Origin of the sequence: Streptomyces sp. NPDC046821, from assembly GCF_040645335.1 — a bacterium.
In the GTDB taxonomy this organism is placed as follows: Bacteria; Actinomycetota; Actinomycetes; order Streptomycetales; family Streptomycetaceae; genus Streptomyces.
On the sequence record NZ_JBEYYB010000013.1, the window covers coordinates 275200 to 288324 of the forward strand.

The 13125-nt window shown below is 70.0% G+C and carries 11 protein-coding genes; 3 read left to right on the forward strand and 8 right to left on the reverse strand.

Translation table 11 applies throughout. From position 1 onward, the window contains the following. Positions 1-16: 16 nt before the first annotated feature. Positions 17-3070, reverse strand: a complete 3054-nt coding sequence (locus ABZ893_RS27135; protein WP_361408233.1) for an NACHT domain-containing protein — start codon at positions 3068-3070, stop codon at positions 17-19. A 463-nt stretch (positions 3071-3533) separates the two neighbouring features. On the opposite strand from ABZ893_RS27135, the gene ABZ893_RS27140 reads away from it, so the two are divergent. Beyond that, entirely contained in the window at positions 3534-4211 is a 678-nt protein-coding gene (locus tag ABZ893_RS27140; protein WP_361408234.1) for a M23 family metallopeptidase, read from the forward strand. A 69-nt stretch (positions 4212-4280) separates the two neighbouring features. Here the strand turns inward: ABZ893_RS27140 and ABZ893_RS27145 are convergent, their stop codons facing one another. Beyond that, positions 4281-4853: a TetR/AcrR family transcriptional regulator gene (locus tag ABZ893_RS27145; protein ID WP_361408236.1), complete on the reverse strand. Its 573-nt coding sequence runs from the start codon at positions 4851-4853 to the stop codon at positions 4281-4283. Between the two features lie 276 nt (positions 4854-5129). Between ABZ893_RS27145 and ABZ893_RS27150 the strand changes: the two genes are divergently transcribed. After that, the gene (locus tag ABZ893_RS27150; protein ID WP_361408336.1) at positions 5130-6668 is read left to right on the forward strand and encodes an MDR family MFS transporter; all 1539 of its coding nucleotides are present in this window, start codon (positions 5130-5132) and stop codon (positions 6666-6668) included. Between the two features lie 116 nt (positions 6669-6784). On the opposite strand, the gene cseC is transcribed toward ABZ893_RS27150, so the two are convergent. From cseC to ABZ893_RS27180, 6 genes are all read right to left on the reverse strand, one after another. Further along, positions 6785-8158, reverse strand: a complete 1374-nt coding sequence (cseC, locus tag ABZ893_RS27155; RefSeq protein ID WP_361408238.1) for a two-component system sensor histidine kinase CseC — start codon at positions 8156-8158, stop codon at positions 6785-6787. Positions 8159-8295: 137 nt separating this feature from the next. Then, positions 8296-9009, reverse strand: a complete 714-nt coding sequence (cseB, locus tag ABZ893_RS27160; protein ID WP_361408240.1) for a two-component system response regulator CseB — start codon at positions 9007-9009, stop codon at positions 8296-8298. Between the two features lie 66 nt (positions 9010-9075). Then, positions 9076-9678, reverse strand: coding sequence for a hypothetical protein (locus tag ABZ893_RS27165; protein WP_361408242.1), 603 nt, complete (start codon positions 9676-9678; stop codon positions 9076-9078). 41 nt (positions 9679-9719) lie between these two features. After that, positions 9720-10268, reverse strand: coding sequence for a SigE family RNA polymerase sigma factor (locus tag ABZ893_RS27170; protein ID WP_361408244.1), 549 nt, complete (start codon positions 10266-10268; stop codon positions 9720-9722). A 181-nt stretch (positions 10269-10449) separates the two neighbouring features. After that, the gene (locus tag ABZ893_RS27175) at positions 10450-11346 is read right to left on the reverse strand and encodes an A/G-specific adenine glycosylase (protein WP_361408246.1); all 897 of its coding nucleotides are present in this window, start codon (positions 11344-11346) and stop codon (positions 10450-10452) included. A 126-nt stretch (positions 11347-11472) separates the two neighbouring features. Next, positions 11473-12114 (reverse strand): phosphatase PAP2 family protein, encoded by a 642-nt coding sequence (locus ABZ893_RS27180; RefSeq protein ID WP_361408339.1) that lies wholly within the window; start codon positions 12112-12114, stop codon positions 11473-11475. Positions 12115-12289: 175 nt separating this feature from the next. Between ABZ893_RS27180 and ABZ893_RS27185 the strand changes: the two genes are divergently transcribed. Continuing rightward, positions 12290-13087 carry a hypothetical protein gene (locus tag ABZ893_RS27185; protein WP_361408248.1) on the forward strand — a complete coding sequence of 266 codons (798 nt, stop codon included), beginning with the start codon at positions 12290-12292 and terminating at the stop codon, positions 13085-13087. The last annotated feature ends 38 nt before the right edge of the window (positions 13088-13125 follow it).

Genomic DNA, 13125 nt, shown 5'->3' on the forward strand with positions numbered 1-13125 from the left:
TTTTCGCGTTCCCGGGTCAGCTGTCCCATCGGTGGACGGTGACTTCGGCTTGGGGGAAGAGGCCGGCGTAGAACTCGTCGGGGGCTAGTTCCGCGTCCTCGGCGCCGTAGATGCGGACGGTGGTCGCGGCAGGGACGGCCGGGGCAAAGGGGGCGACGTTCTCGGCGCCCGTCTTCAGGTGCATCGTGAAGACGTGAACACCGGGCAGTTCGGTGGGTGGCCCGTCCGGGGGCAGCAATGCACCCTCCAGGGAAAGGCTTGTGAGGGCGGGGTGTGTGGCGAGCGCGCGCCAGTCGTGTGGGCCGAGGGGAGCCAGCCCGTTGCCCAGGCTGAGGTGAGTCAGGCGCGGGAACTCGGTCAGGGTGGAGAGCCCGGTGATGTCGGTGGCTCCGTCAGCGAGGATGAGCTGTTCGAGCGGCGCCCCGACCGGCAGGGCCGCCGCGAGCGAGTCGCCGGGGATCGGCTGGATGACGCTCAGCGACGAAAGGCTCGTCAGCCGGTTCAGGCCTGTGAGCGCCGGAAGTGACGGCAGTTGGATCACGGACAGATGGCGCAGCCGCATGGAGGAGAGCGGCGTGAGGTCGCGGATCTCGGGGCAGTACATCAGCGACAGGAACTCCAAGGCGGGCAGGGCCTGCAGTTGCCGTAGATCCGTCACGTGCGGGTTGTTGCGCAGCACCAGGTTTTGGGCGTCCTGAGGATCCAGCGCGTCCATGAACGTGTTGAGCGGATACGCCCCGTCCAGGTCGACCCGCGCCCACGGCGTCATTGTCCGCATTGCCTGCAGCTGTTCCTTGCTGCGTACCGTCAGATCGAGTTCGTCCCGCTCCACATGAGCCAGCACATCGTCCACGTACTCCTGAGCGTCGAACCTCCGCCACGTGCCCACCAACTGTCGCCGTACGTTCAGTGACGGGTGACTGCGATAGCGCTTCAGGACCGGGAGCGAGCCCTCGTGCCCGGCCAAAGACGCCGTGGTCACGACTCCGAGGGCCTCTTCGTCCGTCAGGCCGTCCGGCCCGGGGAGGAGTTCCAGTACGAACGGGCCCGCCTGCGCGAGCTGCGCCGCTTCCTGTTGGGTTCGGGGTGGGATCAGGGAAGCGGCACGTTCCTTGACCTCCTCCTGGACCTCCTGTTCTACGGCGGACGCGTCCTGGAGGCTTGCCAGGGCGAGCAGGGTCAGCCGGGGGCTGTCCTCGGCCAGCAGCCCACGCAGTAGCGTCGTCCGCTCGCGGGTGCGGGCGTGGGCCACCGCCATGCGGACGACGTCCTCCCACTGTGTGTCGTCGGCGTGGCCGAGGAGGACGTCGAGGTGGCCCTCCTCGACCGCGTAGCGCGCGGCCAGGTGGTCCAGGAACGTGCGGTGCGCGAAGTCGACCACCTGCGGAGCAGGACTGCGCAGGACGCCGCTGCGCAGCAGGAGGTGGCGCAGGATCGTGCGGGCGTCGCCTTGGCGCGCGGCGTCGGGAACGGACGGCAGGGCCCGTTCGAGCAGGGTGAGCGCGGTCGACTCGTCCATCTCGGAGCGGCCCGCGAGGACCAGGGAGTAGGCGAGGCGCTGGAGGAGTTCGGTCTGGTCCTCGGTGTCGAGTTCGATGCCGTCGAGCCCGCCCATGCCGCGCTGGCGGTCCCGCTCGGTGAGGATCATCTGGAGCGCGGCGTCGTACAGGGCCTTGCGGCGCGGCGGCAGATAGCCGCGCCGCGCGCGGTGGAGCGCGCAGATCAGGCCGCACATCAGGGGGTTCGTCGCGAGCTGCGAGAGGTCCGGCTTGGTGCGCAGGGCGTCCAGGAGCGGTTCCTCGTGTTCCGGTGCGTCGGCCGCCTTGTGCCAGCGGCGGACGAACGCGTCGACCGTGCGGCGCTCCATGGGCGCGAGGGTCAGCTCGGCGAACCCGTCGCCGGCCAGCCACTGGGGGCGTACGGCGGTGGGGCGGGCGGTGAGCAGCCAGCGGTTGCCGGGGAAGGCGCGTACGAGGCCCAGCAGCCAGTCGCGTACGCGCGGGCGATCGGCGGAGGGGACCTCGTCCAGGCCGTCGACCATGACGAGGCCCCGCCCCGCCGTCAGGACGCGTTCCGCCCAGCCGTCGGGCGGGGTGTGCGGGCAGTCTGCGCTGTTCAGGAACGCGGCGGGGGAGGGGAGCCCCGAGGCGCGGATCAGGGTGCGCAGCGGCAGCACGTAGGGGATGCGGTCGGTCGCGGTGATCGCCAGCCACTGGATGAGGGTCGTCTTGCCGGAGCCGGCCTCGCCGCGCAGCAGCACCCGCTCGTGGCCGTCGAACGCGTCCTCGGCGTCGACCCGGACGGTCGTGGTCTCCCGTGGGTCGGCCGGTTCGCCGCCCATGCTGTCCATGCCCGCGCCGGCGGCGCTGCGGGTGGCTTCGAGGCTCAGGTAGGCGACGTCGAGCGGCCAGACGTCGGGGGAGTCGTGCAGGTCGAGGCCGAAGATGGTCACGCGGTTGTGGCGCTGGGCGAGGTGGGCGCGGTAGCGGACCTCGAACGCGGTGTCCTGCGCGTCGCGCGGCGGCGTACGGGCGATCAGCGCGTCGACCTTGGCGATCAGCTCGGCCTGGGAGCGGCTCTGCTCGACCAGGGTGCGGGCCACGAACGTCGAGCGCTGGGTGAAGAAATGCAGGATGTGCAGGCACGCCCACGCGGTGACCGAGTCGAGGAAGTAGGCGGCGTCGGCGGTGAGGCCGGGCGCGGGGGCCTCCCGGCGCAGGGCGCGGGCCAGCTCCCGGTGGCCGAGGCGCACCGCCTGCACGTCGTCCATGTCCAGGTCACCGAGGGCGAGGAGGCGGCGGGCGAGCGTGGCGGTGACGAGGAGCTGCTCGTCGGCCGGGAAGGGGGTCTCGCCCGGGGAGTCCAGGGCTTCCCGCACCAGCCGGTCCGCCAGGCGCTGGACGTCCTTCTCGCCGAGGGTCCGCTTCTCGCCCCGGAAGCTGACGAGGCCCGAGAGGCGCACGGGCCGGTCCACGAGGCCGGCGCCCGGACCGTCCCGGGTGACGAGCTGCTTCACCAGGGGTGAGAGCACGCTCGACGCGAGGCGTGTTCCGAGGACTGCGGGATCCATCTGACGTTCCCCCCGAGGGCCGCGATCAGGACCCGTCAGCGTAGCCCCGGTCACATTCCCGGGGCTCTGGATCTTGCCTCCTGGTGACATGCGGCACAGGCGTTTTGTCCGGTACTAGGCGAAATAGTGGGGGCGATGCCGGGGTGGAGGTTTGTTACGTGATCTACGGGCTCCAGTGAAATGCCCGTTTCTTGGATCAGTGGAGCGGGGGCCCGGTGGAGGCCTGGATGTAAGGGCGCGAAGTGGCTCTAAACCCGAAATTCCTGAGCAAAAGGGACAGGCCGCAGGGCGTGATCCGTGGCTGTCGAGAGGTTGAAGTGGTGATCAATTAGTACGGCTTTAGGTAGTAGATGGGGCCTTTGAGTCGAGATGGGCGTTCGGGTTACCAATGAATGGCCAGCCCGGCACGAGGCGAATGCGTGCCGGGCGGATTCAAGCCCATCAACCCGGAGGTAACCCTCGAATGTCGAAGCGCACCATGATCCTTTCCGCCGGCTCGTCCCAGCTCCGTAAGCGGGCGGCCATCGTGACCGCCACGCTGGGAGCCACGGCGCTGCTGGGGGCCGGGGCCGCGGTCGCCGCCGACGGCACTCCCGGGAACGCGGTGGCTCCGAAGACCGTCGCCGCCTCCGTCCAGGCGCAGGCCCAGGCCCAGGCCAAGGCCGCCGAGCAGGCGAAGCAGGCCGCCGCGCAGGCCAAGCAGGCCGCCGCGAAGAAGGCCGCGAGCTGGATAGACCCGGTCCAGACCTACAAGCTCTCCGCCGGCTTCGGCCTCGGCGGCAGCCACTGGTCGCACAAGCACTCCGGCCAGGACTTCGCCGTGCCGCTGGGCACGAACGTCATGGCCGCCCACACCGGCGTAGTCGTCAAGGCCGGTGGCAACGGTGCCGGTGACGGTCCGGCGTACGGCAACGCCATCGTCATCAAGCACAGCGACGGCAAGTTCTCGCAGTACGCGCACCTGTCCCGCATCGACGTGCACGTCGGCCAGACGGTCACGACCGGTCAGCACATAGCGCTCTCCGGCAACACCGGCAACTCCACCGGCCCGCACCTGCACTTCGAGATCCGTAACACCCCGAACTACGGCTCGGCGGTCAACCCGGTCGACTTCCTGCACTCCGTGGGCGTCAAGGTCTGACCCGTAAGGCATGAACCAGGTCTGACCCGTACGAACTGGGTCTGACCAGCAAGAACTGAATATGAGAGCTCAGGCGCGGTGGTGTGCCTGGGTGATGAGATCGGTGGCGACCTCGAGGATGGCATTGCGCTTCTCCTCGGGGTCGCCTTCGACGTCCTTGAGGACGAAGAGCCCCGCGTGCATCGAGAAGATCGCGCTGAAGCAGCGGACGCGTTCCGTCATCGTCGCGTCCGGCGGCAGCAGCTGGTCGAGGAGCGTCGTCATACGGGACTTGAAGATCTCGCCGATGCTCAGCTCACGCATCGTGGCCTGGTTCTCCTGCATGAACCGGAACAGGGGCGCCGCGTCGGCGAGCGCGTGGCTGTACCGCTCCACGAGCTCCCGCTTGGTCTCCAGGGTGGGGGGCTGCTCCCGGCCCCACTCGATCAGCTCGTCGATGGGCTTCGTCAGGTCCTCGAAGAGGCTGACGACGATGTCTTCCTTGGTCTTGAAGTGGTAGTAGAGCGCGGCCTTGGTCACGTCCAGCTGCTCGGCGATCTCCCGCAGCGAGGTCTTCTCGTAACCCTGCTCGGCGAACAGTTCCAGCGCCACGTCCTGGATGCGCTGCCGCGTGTTCCCGCGACGCTGCTTGCTGCTGCCCATGGTGTGGCTGCTCCTTAGTGCTGGTGGCGAGTGCTGGTTGCGGGGCCGGCTGGGAGTGCCAAGACAAACTTACTTGACGCCCGGCTAGTTGGCGCTCTATCTTCACCTCAGTGTAGCCAGCTTGCCGGTCGGCAAGTAAGTAGCGGCGCACCGAGACAAGTGGATGACCGGGGAGTGGGCAAGATGGCGGCGGATACCGGAACGACAGCGGTGGACGGCAGAGGGGGCGGCGGCACGGACAGTGCGCCCAAGCCGCGCAGTGTGCGTGTCGTCCTGATGGCACTGATGATCGCGATGCTGCTCGCGATGCTCGACAACATGATCGTCGGCACCGCGATGCCCACGATCGTCGGCGAACTGGGCGGCCTCGAACACCTCTCCTGGGTCGTGACCGGCTACACGCTCGCGACCGCCGCCTCGACCCCCATCTGGGGAAAGATCGGCGACATGTACGGCAGGAAGGGCGCCTTCCTGACCTCGATCGTGGTCTTCCTGATCGGCTCCGCGCTCAGCGGCATGGCCCAGACGATGCCCCAGCTCATCGGCTTCCGGGCGATCCAGGGCCTCGGCGCCGGCGGTCTGATGGTCGGCGTCATGGCGATCATCGGTGACCTGATACCGCCCCGGGAGCGCGGCAAGTACCAGGGCATGATGGCCGGCGTCATGGCGCTCGCCATGATCGGCGGACCGCTCGTCGGCGGCAGCATCACCGACAACTGGGGCTGGCGCTGGTCCTTCTACATCAACCTGCCGCTCGGCGCCGTCGCCCTCGCCATGGTGAGCGCCGTCCTGCACCTGCCGAAGAAGCGCTCGCAGGGCAAGATCGACTACCTCGGTACCGCGCTGCTCACCGTCGGCATCACGTCGATCGTGCTCGTGACGACCTGGGGCGGTTCGCAGTACGCCTGGGGCTCCGCCGTGATCATGGAGCTCATCGGCATCGGGGTCGCCGCGCTCGTCGGCTTCGTCTTCGTCCAGACGAAGGCGGCCGAGCCGATCATGCCGCTGCACATCTTCCGCAGCCGCAACTTCACCGTGATGTCCCTCATCGGCTTCATCACCGGCTTCGTGATGTTCGGCGCGGTGCTCTTCCTGCCGCTCTACCAGCAGTCCGTGCAGGGCGCGGACGCGACCAACTCCGGGCTGCTGCTCCTGCCGATGCTGCTCTCGATGATGGTCGTCTCGCTGATCGCGGGCCGCGTCACCACCAGCACCGGCAAGTACAAGGTGTTCCCGCTGGTCGGTTCGGTCCTGATGATCGCCGGGCTCTTCCTGCTCGCGCAGATGGACACGGAGACCACGCGGCTCACGTCCGGCCTGTACATGGCCGTGCTCGGCGCGGGCATGGGCTGCCTGATGCAGATCACGATGCTGGTCGCGCAGAACAGCGTCGAGCTCAAGGACATGGGCGTCGCCTCGTCCTCCACGACCCTGTTCCGTACGCTCGGCTCCTCCTTCGGCGTCGCGATCATGGGCGCCCTCTTCAACAACCGCGTCCAGGACGTGATGGCCGAGCGCGCCGGCGCGATGGGCAGCGCGCTCACGGGGAAGTCCGCCCAGCTGGACGCCAAGAGCCTGGCCAAGCTGCCGGCCGCGGCCCGCGACGCCTACCAGCACGCGGTGTCGGCCGGTACGCACTCGGCGTTCCTGCTCGGCGCGGCGGTCGCGGTGGCGGCGCTGGTCGTGGCGTTCTTCGTCAAGGAGGTGCCGCTGCGGGGAGCGGGGCCGGTCAAGGAGACGGCGGACGCGTCCGACGACGCGAAGCCGGTGGACATGGGCAAGGGAGCGCCGGAGCCGGTCGCCAAGACCAGCTGAGCAGGTCCTCCTCCTGGCCCTCCCCGGCTGCGGAAGGCCCCCGGTGCGGATACGCGCCGGGGGCCTTCGCCGTATCCGCAGCGTCTGGCCGGGGCACGCGCCGCGGCGTGCCCGCCTCAGTCCGGCAGCCGCAAGATCGGGAAACTCCCCGTGTTCGTCGGCGAGTGTTCCGGGAGCCAGAGGACCGCGACCGCGCCCTCCGTCGGCGTGTCCGTGGTGGTGCCCGCCGGGCGTACGTTGCGGAACGTGAGGCGTGCGCCGAGTACGCGTGCCTGGCCGGCCGCGATCGTGAGCCCGAGCCCGTGCCCCTGCCCCGCCCGGTCGGCGGAGCCCGTACGGAACCGGCTCGGCCCCTCTTCCAGCAGATCCTCCGGGAACCCGGGCCCGTGGTCGCGTACGCGGACCAGCCGGCCCTCGACGCTGACCTCGACCGGCGGACGGCCGTGCTTCATGGCGTTGGCGAGCAGGTTCACGAGGATCCGCTCGAGGCGGCGCGGATCGGTGGTGACCTCGGACTCGTGCACCACGGTCACCCGTACGTCGGTGTGGCGCGCGCCGATCCGGCGCGTCACGAACTCGCCGAGCAGGATGTCCTGGAGCTCAGCCCGCTCGGTCGCGCTGTCAAGCCGCGCCACTTCGAGCACGTCCTCGACGAGCGTGCGCATCGCCTGCGCCCGGTCCTTGACCAGCTCGCTCGGGCGGCCCGGCGGCAGCAGCTCGGCCGCGGTGAGCAGCCCGGTCACCGGCGTACGCAGTTCGTGCGCGATGTCGGCGGTGACGCGGCGCTCGGCTTCGAGGCGCTGCTTGAGGGCGTCGGCCATGGCGTCCACGGCCTGCGCGAGATCGTCGGTCTCGTCACGTACGACACCGCCGATGGCGTCCCCGACCCGGACGTCGGCGCGTCCCTGCGCGACCTCCCTGGCCGCGGCCGCCGCCTTGCGCAGCCGTCGCGAGACCTGTCCGCCGATCAGCACGCCGAGGGCGGAGCCGCCGAACACCACCGAAATCGAGCCGATGATCAGGGCCTGGTCGAGGTCCTTCATGACGGTGGCGCTGCGGTCGGTGAAGCGGGTGTGCACGGACAGCAGCCGGCCGTCGCCCAGCGGTACCGCGGCCCAGATGTCGGGCACGCCGTGCGTTTCGGAGACGAACGTGGCGCGCCGCCCGGCCATCGCCGTCTCGCGCAGGTCCGGGGGGATGCCTGGGTCGTCGACCTTGAAGCCGACGGGGAGGCCGCGCCCGTTGGCCTCGTACTGACGGGCCACGAACTGGATGCGTTCGTCCTGTACGTCGCGTGCGTTGTCCAGCATCGAGACGCGGGCGGCGTTGTGCACGACGAGGCTCAGGGCGAGCGCGACGAGCGCTCCGACCACGGCGATGGCGACGCTGATCTTCCAGCGCACACCGGTGTGCAGGGCCGGGCGCAGCCGCCGCAGGGGCAGCGGCGGCCACCCGAGCCGGGCGCGCGGGGTCGCGGCGACGCGGCTCATATCTCGATCACGCTCCTGGGGCGCCGACGGCCTGCCACGCCCCCGCCCGAGAGAACGGTTCGCCGGACACCCGGCACCGCCACGGCCACCGCCGCCGTCACCCACACCTCCACCGACCTCGACTCCGCCACCAGCCGTCAGGCCTTGAGCTTGTAGCCGAAGCCGCGGACCGTCTCGATCCGGTCCTGGCCGATCTTCGTGCGCAGCCGCTGCACATGGACGTCGACGACGCGGGTGTCCCCGCCCCAGCCGTAGTCCCACACGCGTTCGAGCAGCTTGTCGCGGGAGAGGACCGTGCCGGGCGCGGACGAGAATTCGAGCAGCAGCCGCATCTCCGTAGGCGTCAGCCCGACCGTGACCCCGCCCTTACGGACCTCCATGCCCTCGGTGTCGATCTCCAGGTCACCGAACTGCAGGACACTCATGGCCGCGTCCGAGTCGTCGGAGTCGGCGGACGCTCCGGAACCCGACCCGTTCGCGTGCCCGAAGCGCCGCAGGACGGCCCGGATGCGGGCCACGAGGACGGCCCCGTCGAACGGCTTCGTCACATAGTCGTCGGCGCCCGCCTCGAGCCCCAGAACCACGTCGATCGAGTCGGCCCGCGCCGACAGCATGATCACGGGCACGGTGGACTCGTCCCGGATCCGGCGGCACAGGCTCACGCCGTCCAGGCCGGGCAGCATCACGTCGAGCAGCGCGATGTCGGGCCGGTCGGCCCGGAACGCGTCGAGCCCGGCCAGGCCGTCCGGCATGGCCGTGACCGCGAAGCCGTCCCGCTCGAGGGCGAGCTGGGTGGCCTCGCGGATGACGTCGTCGTCTTCGACGAACAGGACGTGTGTCTGCTCTGCCATCCGAATCCGCTGCTCCTCGTCGCTCGTCCAGGTCGCCCCGGCCATCTAGGTCGTCTACGTTTCGTCTCAGTTGTCGGAGGGCGCGGGTGAGCCCCCGTTCACGGCGTTGCTGTAGTCACTGTGGATCTTCGTCCGCTCGACGAAGTGCCCCGCCGTCCAGCGGTACGTCAACACGTCCTCGCCCGACGGATAGGCCACCGTGTCGCCCTTCTCGTACACCTGCTTGGTGACGACCAGGTCGCCCCGGTCGATCTCCGCGTACACCGGAGGCTCCTCGGCCTTGAAGACGTTCGTGTACCTCCCGCCCTCGTCCCGGTACACGTAGCTGCCGATGCTGACGGCGTCTCCGCAGGTCATGACGTTAACGACCACGTCGTTCGCGGTGTTCCCGGTCAGGGTCCCGTACGAGACGTCGACCGGGTACTCCTTGCCGACGCAGGGCTTGAGGTCTTCCTTGACGTCCGAGCTCACCTCGGGGTCGTTCTTGATGAGCTTGACCGCGTCGACCTTCTTGGTCGCGGCTGTGGAGGGGGAGGGGGGCACGTTCTTCGGGACGGCCGAGCCCACCGGGTCGGTGCGGGCCGGCCCCTCGTCGCGGGCGCCGGTGCCACCGGCCGAGCAGCCGGTGAGTACGCCGAGCAAAACGCCGACGGCGGCGAGCGCGGCCACAGCCGTACTCCCCGCCCTCGGCGCCCGAACGGCACGTATGCCTACGCCGCGCAACGCTCCGTCTCCTCCTGTTCGAGCACGCGGTCGCCGGACTCCTGGCGGTTGCGGCTCTCCAGCTCCTCGCGGAGCCGGGCCAGCGCCCGGTGCAGCGTGCTCTTCACAGTTCCGGCCGACATGCCGAGGGCGGCGGCCGTCTCTTCGGTGGACATCTGCTCCCAGTGTCGCAGCACCACGACACTGCGCTGCTTGGGAGCCAGCACCTTCATGATGTCCATGAGGAGCGCGCGGTCAGCGTGCTGCTCCGTCGAGTCGTCGATGCTCGCGTCGGGCAGCTGCTCGGTGGGCACCTCTTCGAGCTTGCGGGCCCGCCACCACTCCGTACGCGTATTGATCATGACGCGGCGCAGGTAGGCGTCGGCGAGCCGTTTGTCGGCTATGCCGTCCCACCGCCCGAACGTCCGCACCAGCGCGGTCTGCAGCAGGTCCTGGGCGTCGACGGGGTCCGGCACGAGCCGCCGGGCGCTGCGCAGCAGAGCATCCTGCCGAGTACGGACGTACTCTTCGAACTCGAGCACCTCGCCGTGACTCATTCCAACCGCCTCCCGTTCGCGACCAGTTCGCGATTTCCCGGCCGACACCTGAGGGGTGAGCGGCACATGGAAGAAGCTACGGAGGCGGTGTCACGGGAGGGTCCGCTTCAGCCTGCGGAGGACGCACGGCTGTCCGTCGGTTGTGTAACAGGCGTAAGCCGTGGGTAAGGAGTTACGCCCGTCAGCTCATGGGGAGCCGGTAGAAACCGCCGGGCAGCGGTTCCACGAGACCGTCCGCGACCAGCCCGTCCAGGGCGCGCGCCCGCTGCACGGGCTCGTGCCACACCCGGTCGAGCGCGCCTTGCGGCACCGGAGCGACGGCCTCCCGCAGTACGGCGAGCAGCTTGCCGCGGACCTGGCGGTCCGTACCCGCGTACGTCTGCCCGCGGCGCGGCGGGCCCACGTGCTCGGGCTTGCCCGCGAGCCGCCACGCGCACTGCGCGGCGATCGGGCAGGCCTGGCAGTTCTCGTTCTTCGCCGTGCAGATGAGGGCGCCGAGCTCCATGGAGGCGGCCGCCCAGCGGGACGCCGTCGACTCCTCCTCGGGCAGCAGCGCGCGGGCGAGCTTGCGTTCGGCCGCGGTCGTCGCGTTCGGCGGGTACCGCACACCGCTGACCACGCGCGCGAACACCCGTCGGACGTTCGTGTCGAGGACGGCGTGCCGCTGCCCGTACGCGAAGGACGCCACGGCGGCGGCGGTGTACTCGCCGATGCCGGGCAGCGCGAGCAGCTGCGAGTGGCTGGTGGGTACGTCGCCGCCGTGCCGTTCCGTTATGGCGACGGCGGCACCGTGCAGCCGCAGGGCGCGGCGCGGGTAACCGAGTCTGCCCCAGGCACGCACGGCCTCGCCGGGTGCCTCCTCGGCCAGATCGGCGGGACGCGGCCACCGCGCGAGCCACTGCTCGTACACGGGGAGGACGCGGTTCACCGGCGTCTGCTGGAGCATGAACTCGCTGACCATCACGCCCCAGGGGCCCGCGTCGGGGCGGCGCCAGGGAAGGTCGCGGGCGTTCTCCGCGAACCAGTCGATGACGGGGGCGTGCAGGGACTCGTTACTGCTCTTCGTGGGCGCTGTCATGGCATGGAGATCCTGCCATGGTGAGCAGGCACGGCAAGGAAAGGGTGCGGCGCAAACGGGTTGGCTCGCCCACATGCCCTTGACTACACAAACGGATGCCCGGGCTCCGCGCCGCAGCGCCCCGGATCAGCGCCGATGGGCGTGACGAGGAGCGCCGGCCACGGGCACGGCACCGTCACCGGGCCCGGCGAACAGCTGGGCGACCCCGTTCCGCGAACTCCGCAACGAGACGGCGACCCGCGTGGCCGACGAGGTCAGCAGACGTACGACCAGGAACGACACGAGCGCCCCGAGCAGCAGACCCACGGCCACGTCGTGCGGGTAGTGGACGCCGACGAAGACACGGGAGAACGCCATGAGGAGCGCGATCGGAATGGTGAGCCAGCCGATCGCGGGCCACGCCAGCGCGAGACCCACGGCCGCGGCGGCCGCGATCGTGGCGTGGTTGCTCGGGAACGACCAGTCGCCGTGCGGCGGGCAGGCGACCAGAGGAGACAGATGCCCGGTCACGGCACGGCAGGGCCGCTCCTCGTCGATACCGGACTTGATCACCTCGCTGATCACGTACGCCACGCCGGTGGCCAGCGGGGCGAGCACCGCGACGGCCAGGGCCCGCGAGTCGCCGCGTCTGGCCCGCCACCAGGCGACCACGAAGAGCGCGGCGAAGACCAGCAGGCCGAGCTCGGTGAACACCTCCATGAGGTGCTGGACCCACGACGGTGTGTCGTGGGCGAAGCGCGTGATGTCGAGATAGAGGTCGGAGTCCATGGTTCCCATGGTCCCGGACAGTACGTAATGCCCGGCCGCCCTCACATCCCGGGTCACCGCGCGACGTAGGAACGGACGCCGAAAACACCGTCCGGGACTATGATCCGCAGAACTCGTGGCCCGAGGCGGCGGGTAGGGGCGGGATAACCGGCGGATCTCTCGTACAGTTTGCGCCGTGGGATCTCTGCGCAATCCGATCGGGCCGCTTCCCTCCACCATTTACTGGCGCCGGAGGGCCGTTCTGCTGTCCATGGTGGCGCTGCTCGCGCTGCTGATCGTATGGGCCGTCAACTCCGGTGGCGGGAGCGGCAAAACCAGCGCCGGCGGGACGAACGGCAAGGGCACCGCGCCTTCTTCCATCACGCCCGGCCCCTCCCAGTCCGGCCCCGCGATCAGCCAACACCCCGGCGGCCGCGATGAGTCGGGCGGCGGCGGAGGCGCAGGTTCCTCCGGCGGAGCCAACGGCGACGGCTCGGGTTCTGACCAGGGCGCCGGCTCCGGCTCCGGCCCCGACGACGGAGCGAAGGGCGGCGGAGGCGCCGGCGCCGCACTCCCCGCAGGCTCCAGCCTCCCGGACTGCACCGCAGGCGGCGTCACCCTCACCCTGAAGAGCGTGCAGAACACGTACGCCCCGGACGAGAAGCCGAAGTTCGAGCTGACGGCGAAGAACACGACGGCCAAGGACTGCAAGCTGGACCTGGGCCCGAAGAACGCGGTCCTGACGATCACTCAGGCCGGCAGTGACACCCCGATCTGGTCCTCGGCGGACTGCCCCAAGGGCCCCGGCAGCCTGCTGCTCCGCGTACCGGCCGGAGGTCGCACCACGCACACGGTGGAATGGAACCGCCAGCCGAGCGCCCCCGAATGCGCCACCCCCACCCAGGCCCCGGCAACCCCCGGCACCTACCTGGTAGAGGCAAAGGCCCCCCAACTCCCCAAGATCCAACAGTCCTTCGTCCTGTCAAAGGACTGACGGCCCCCCGGAGGGCACGCCCCACCGGCGATCAGGAA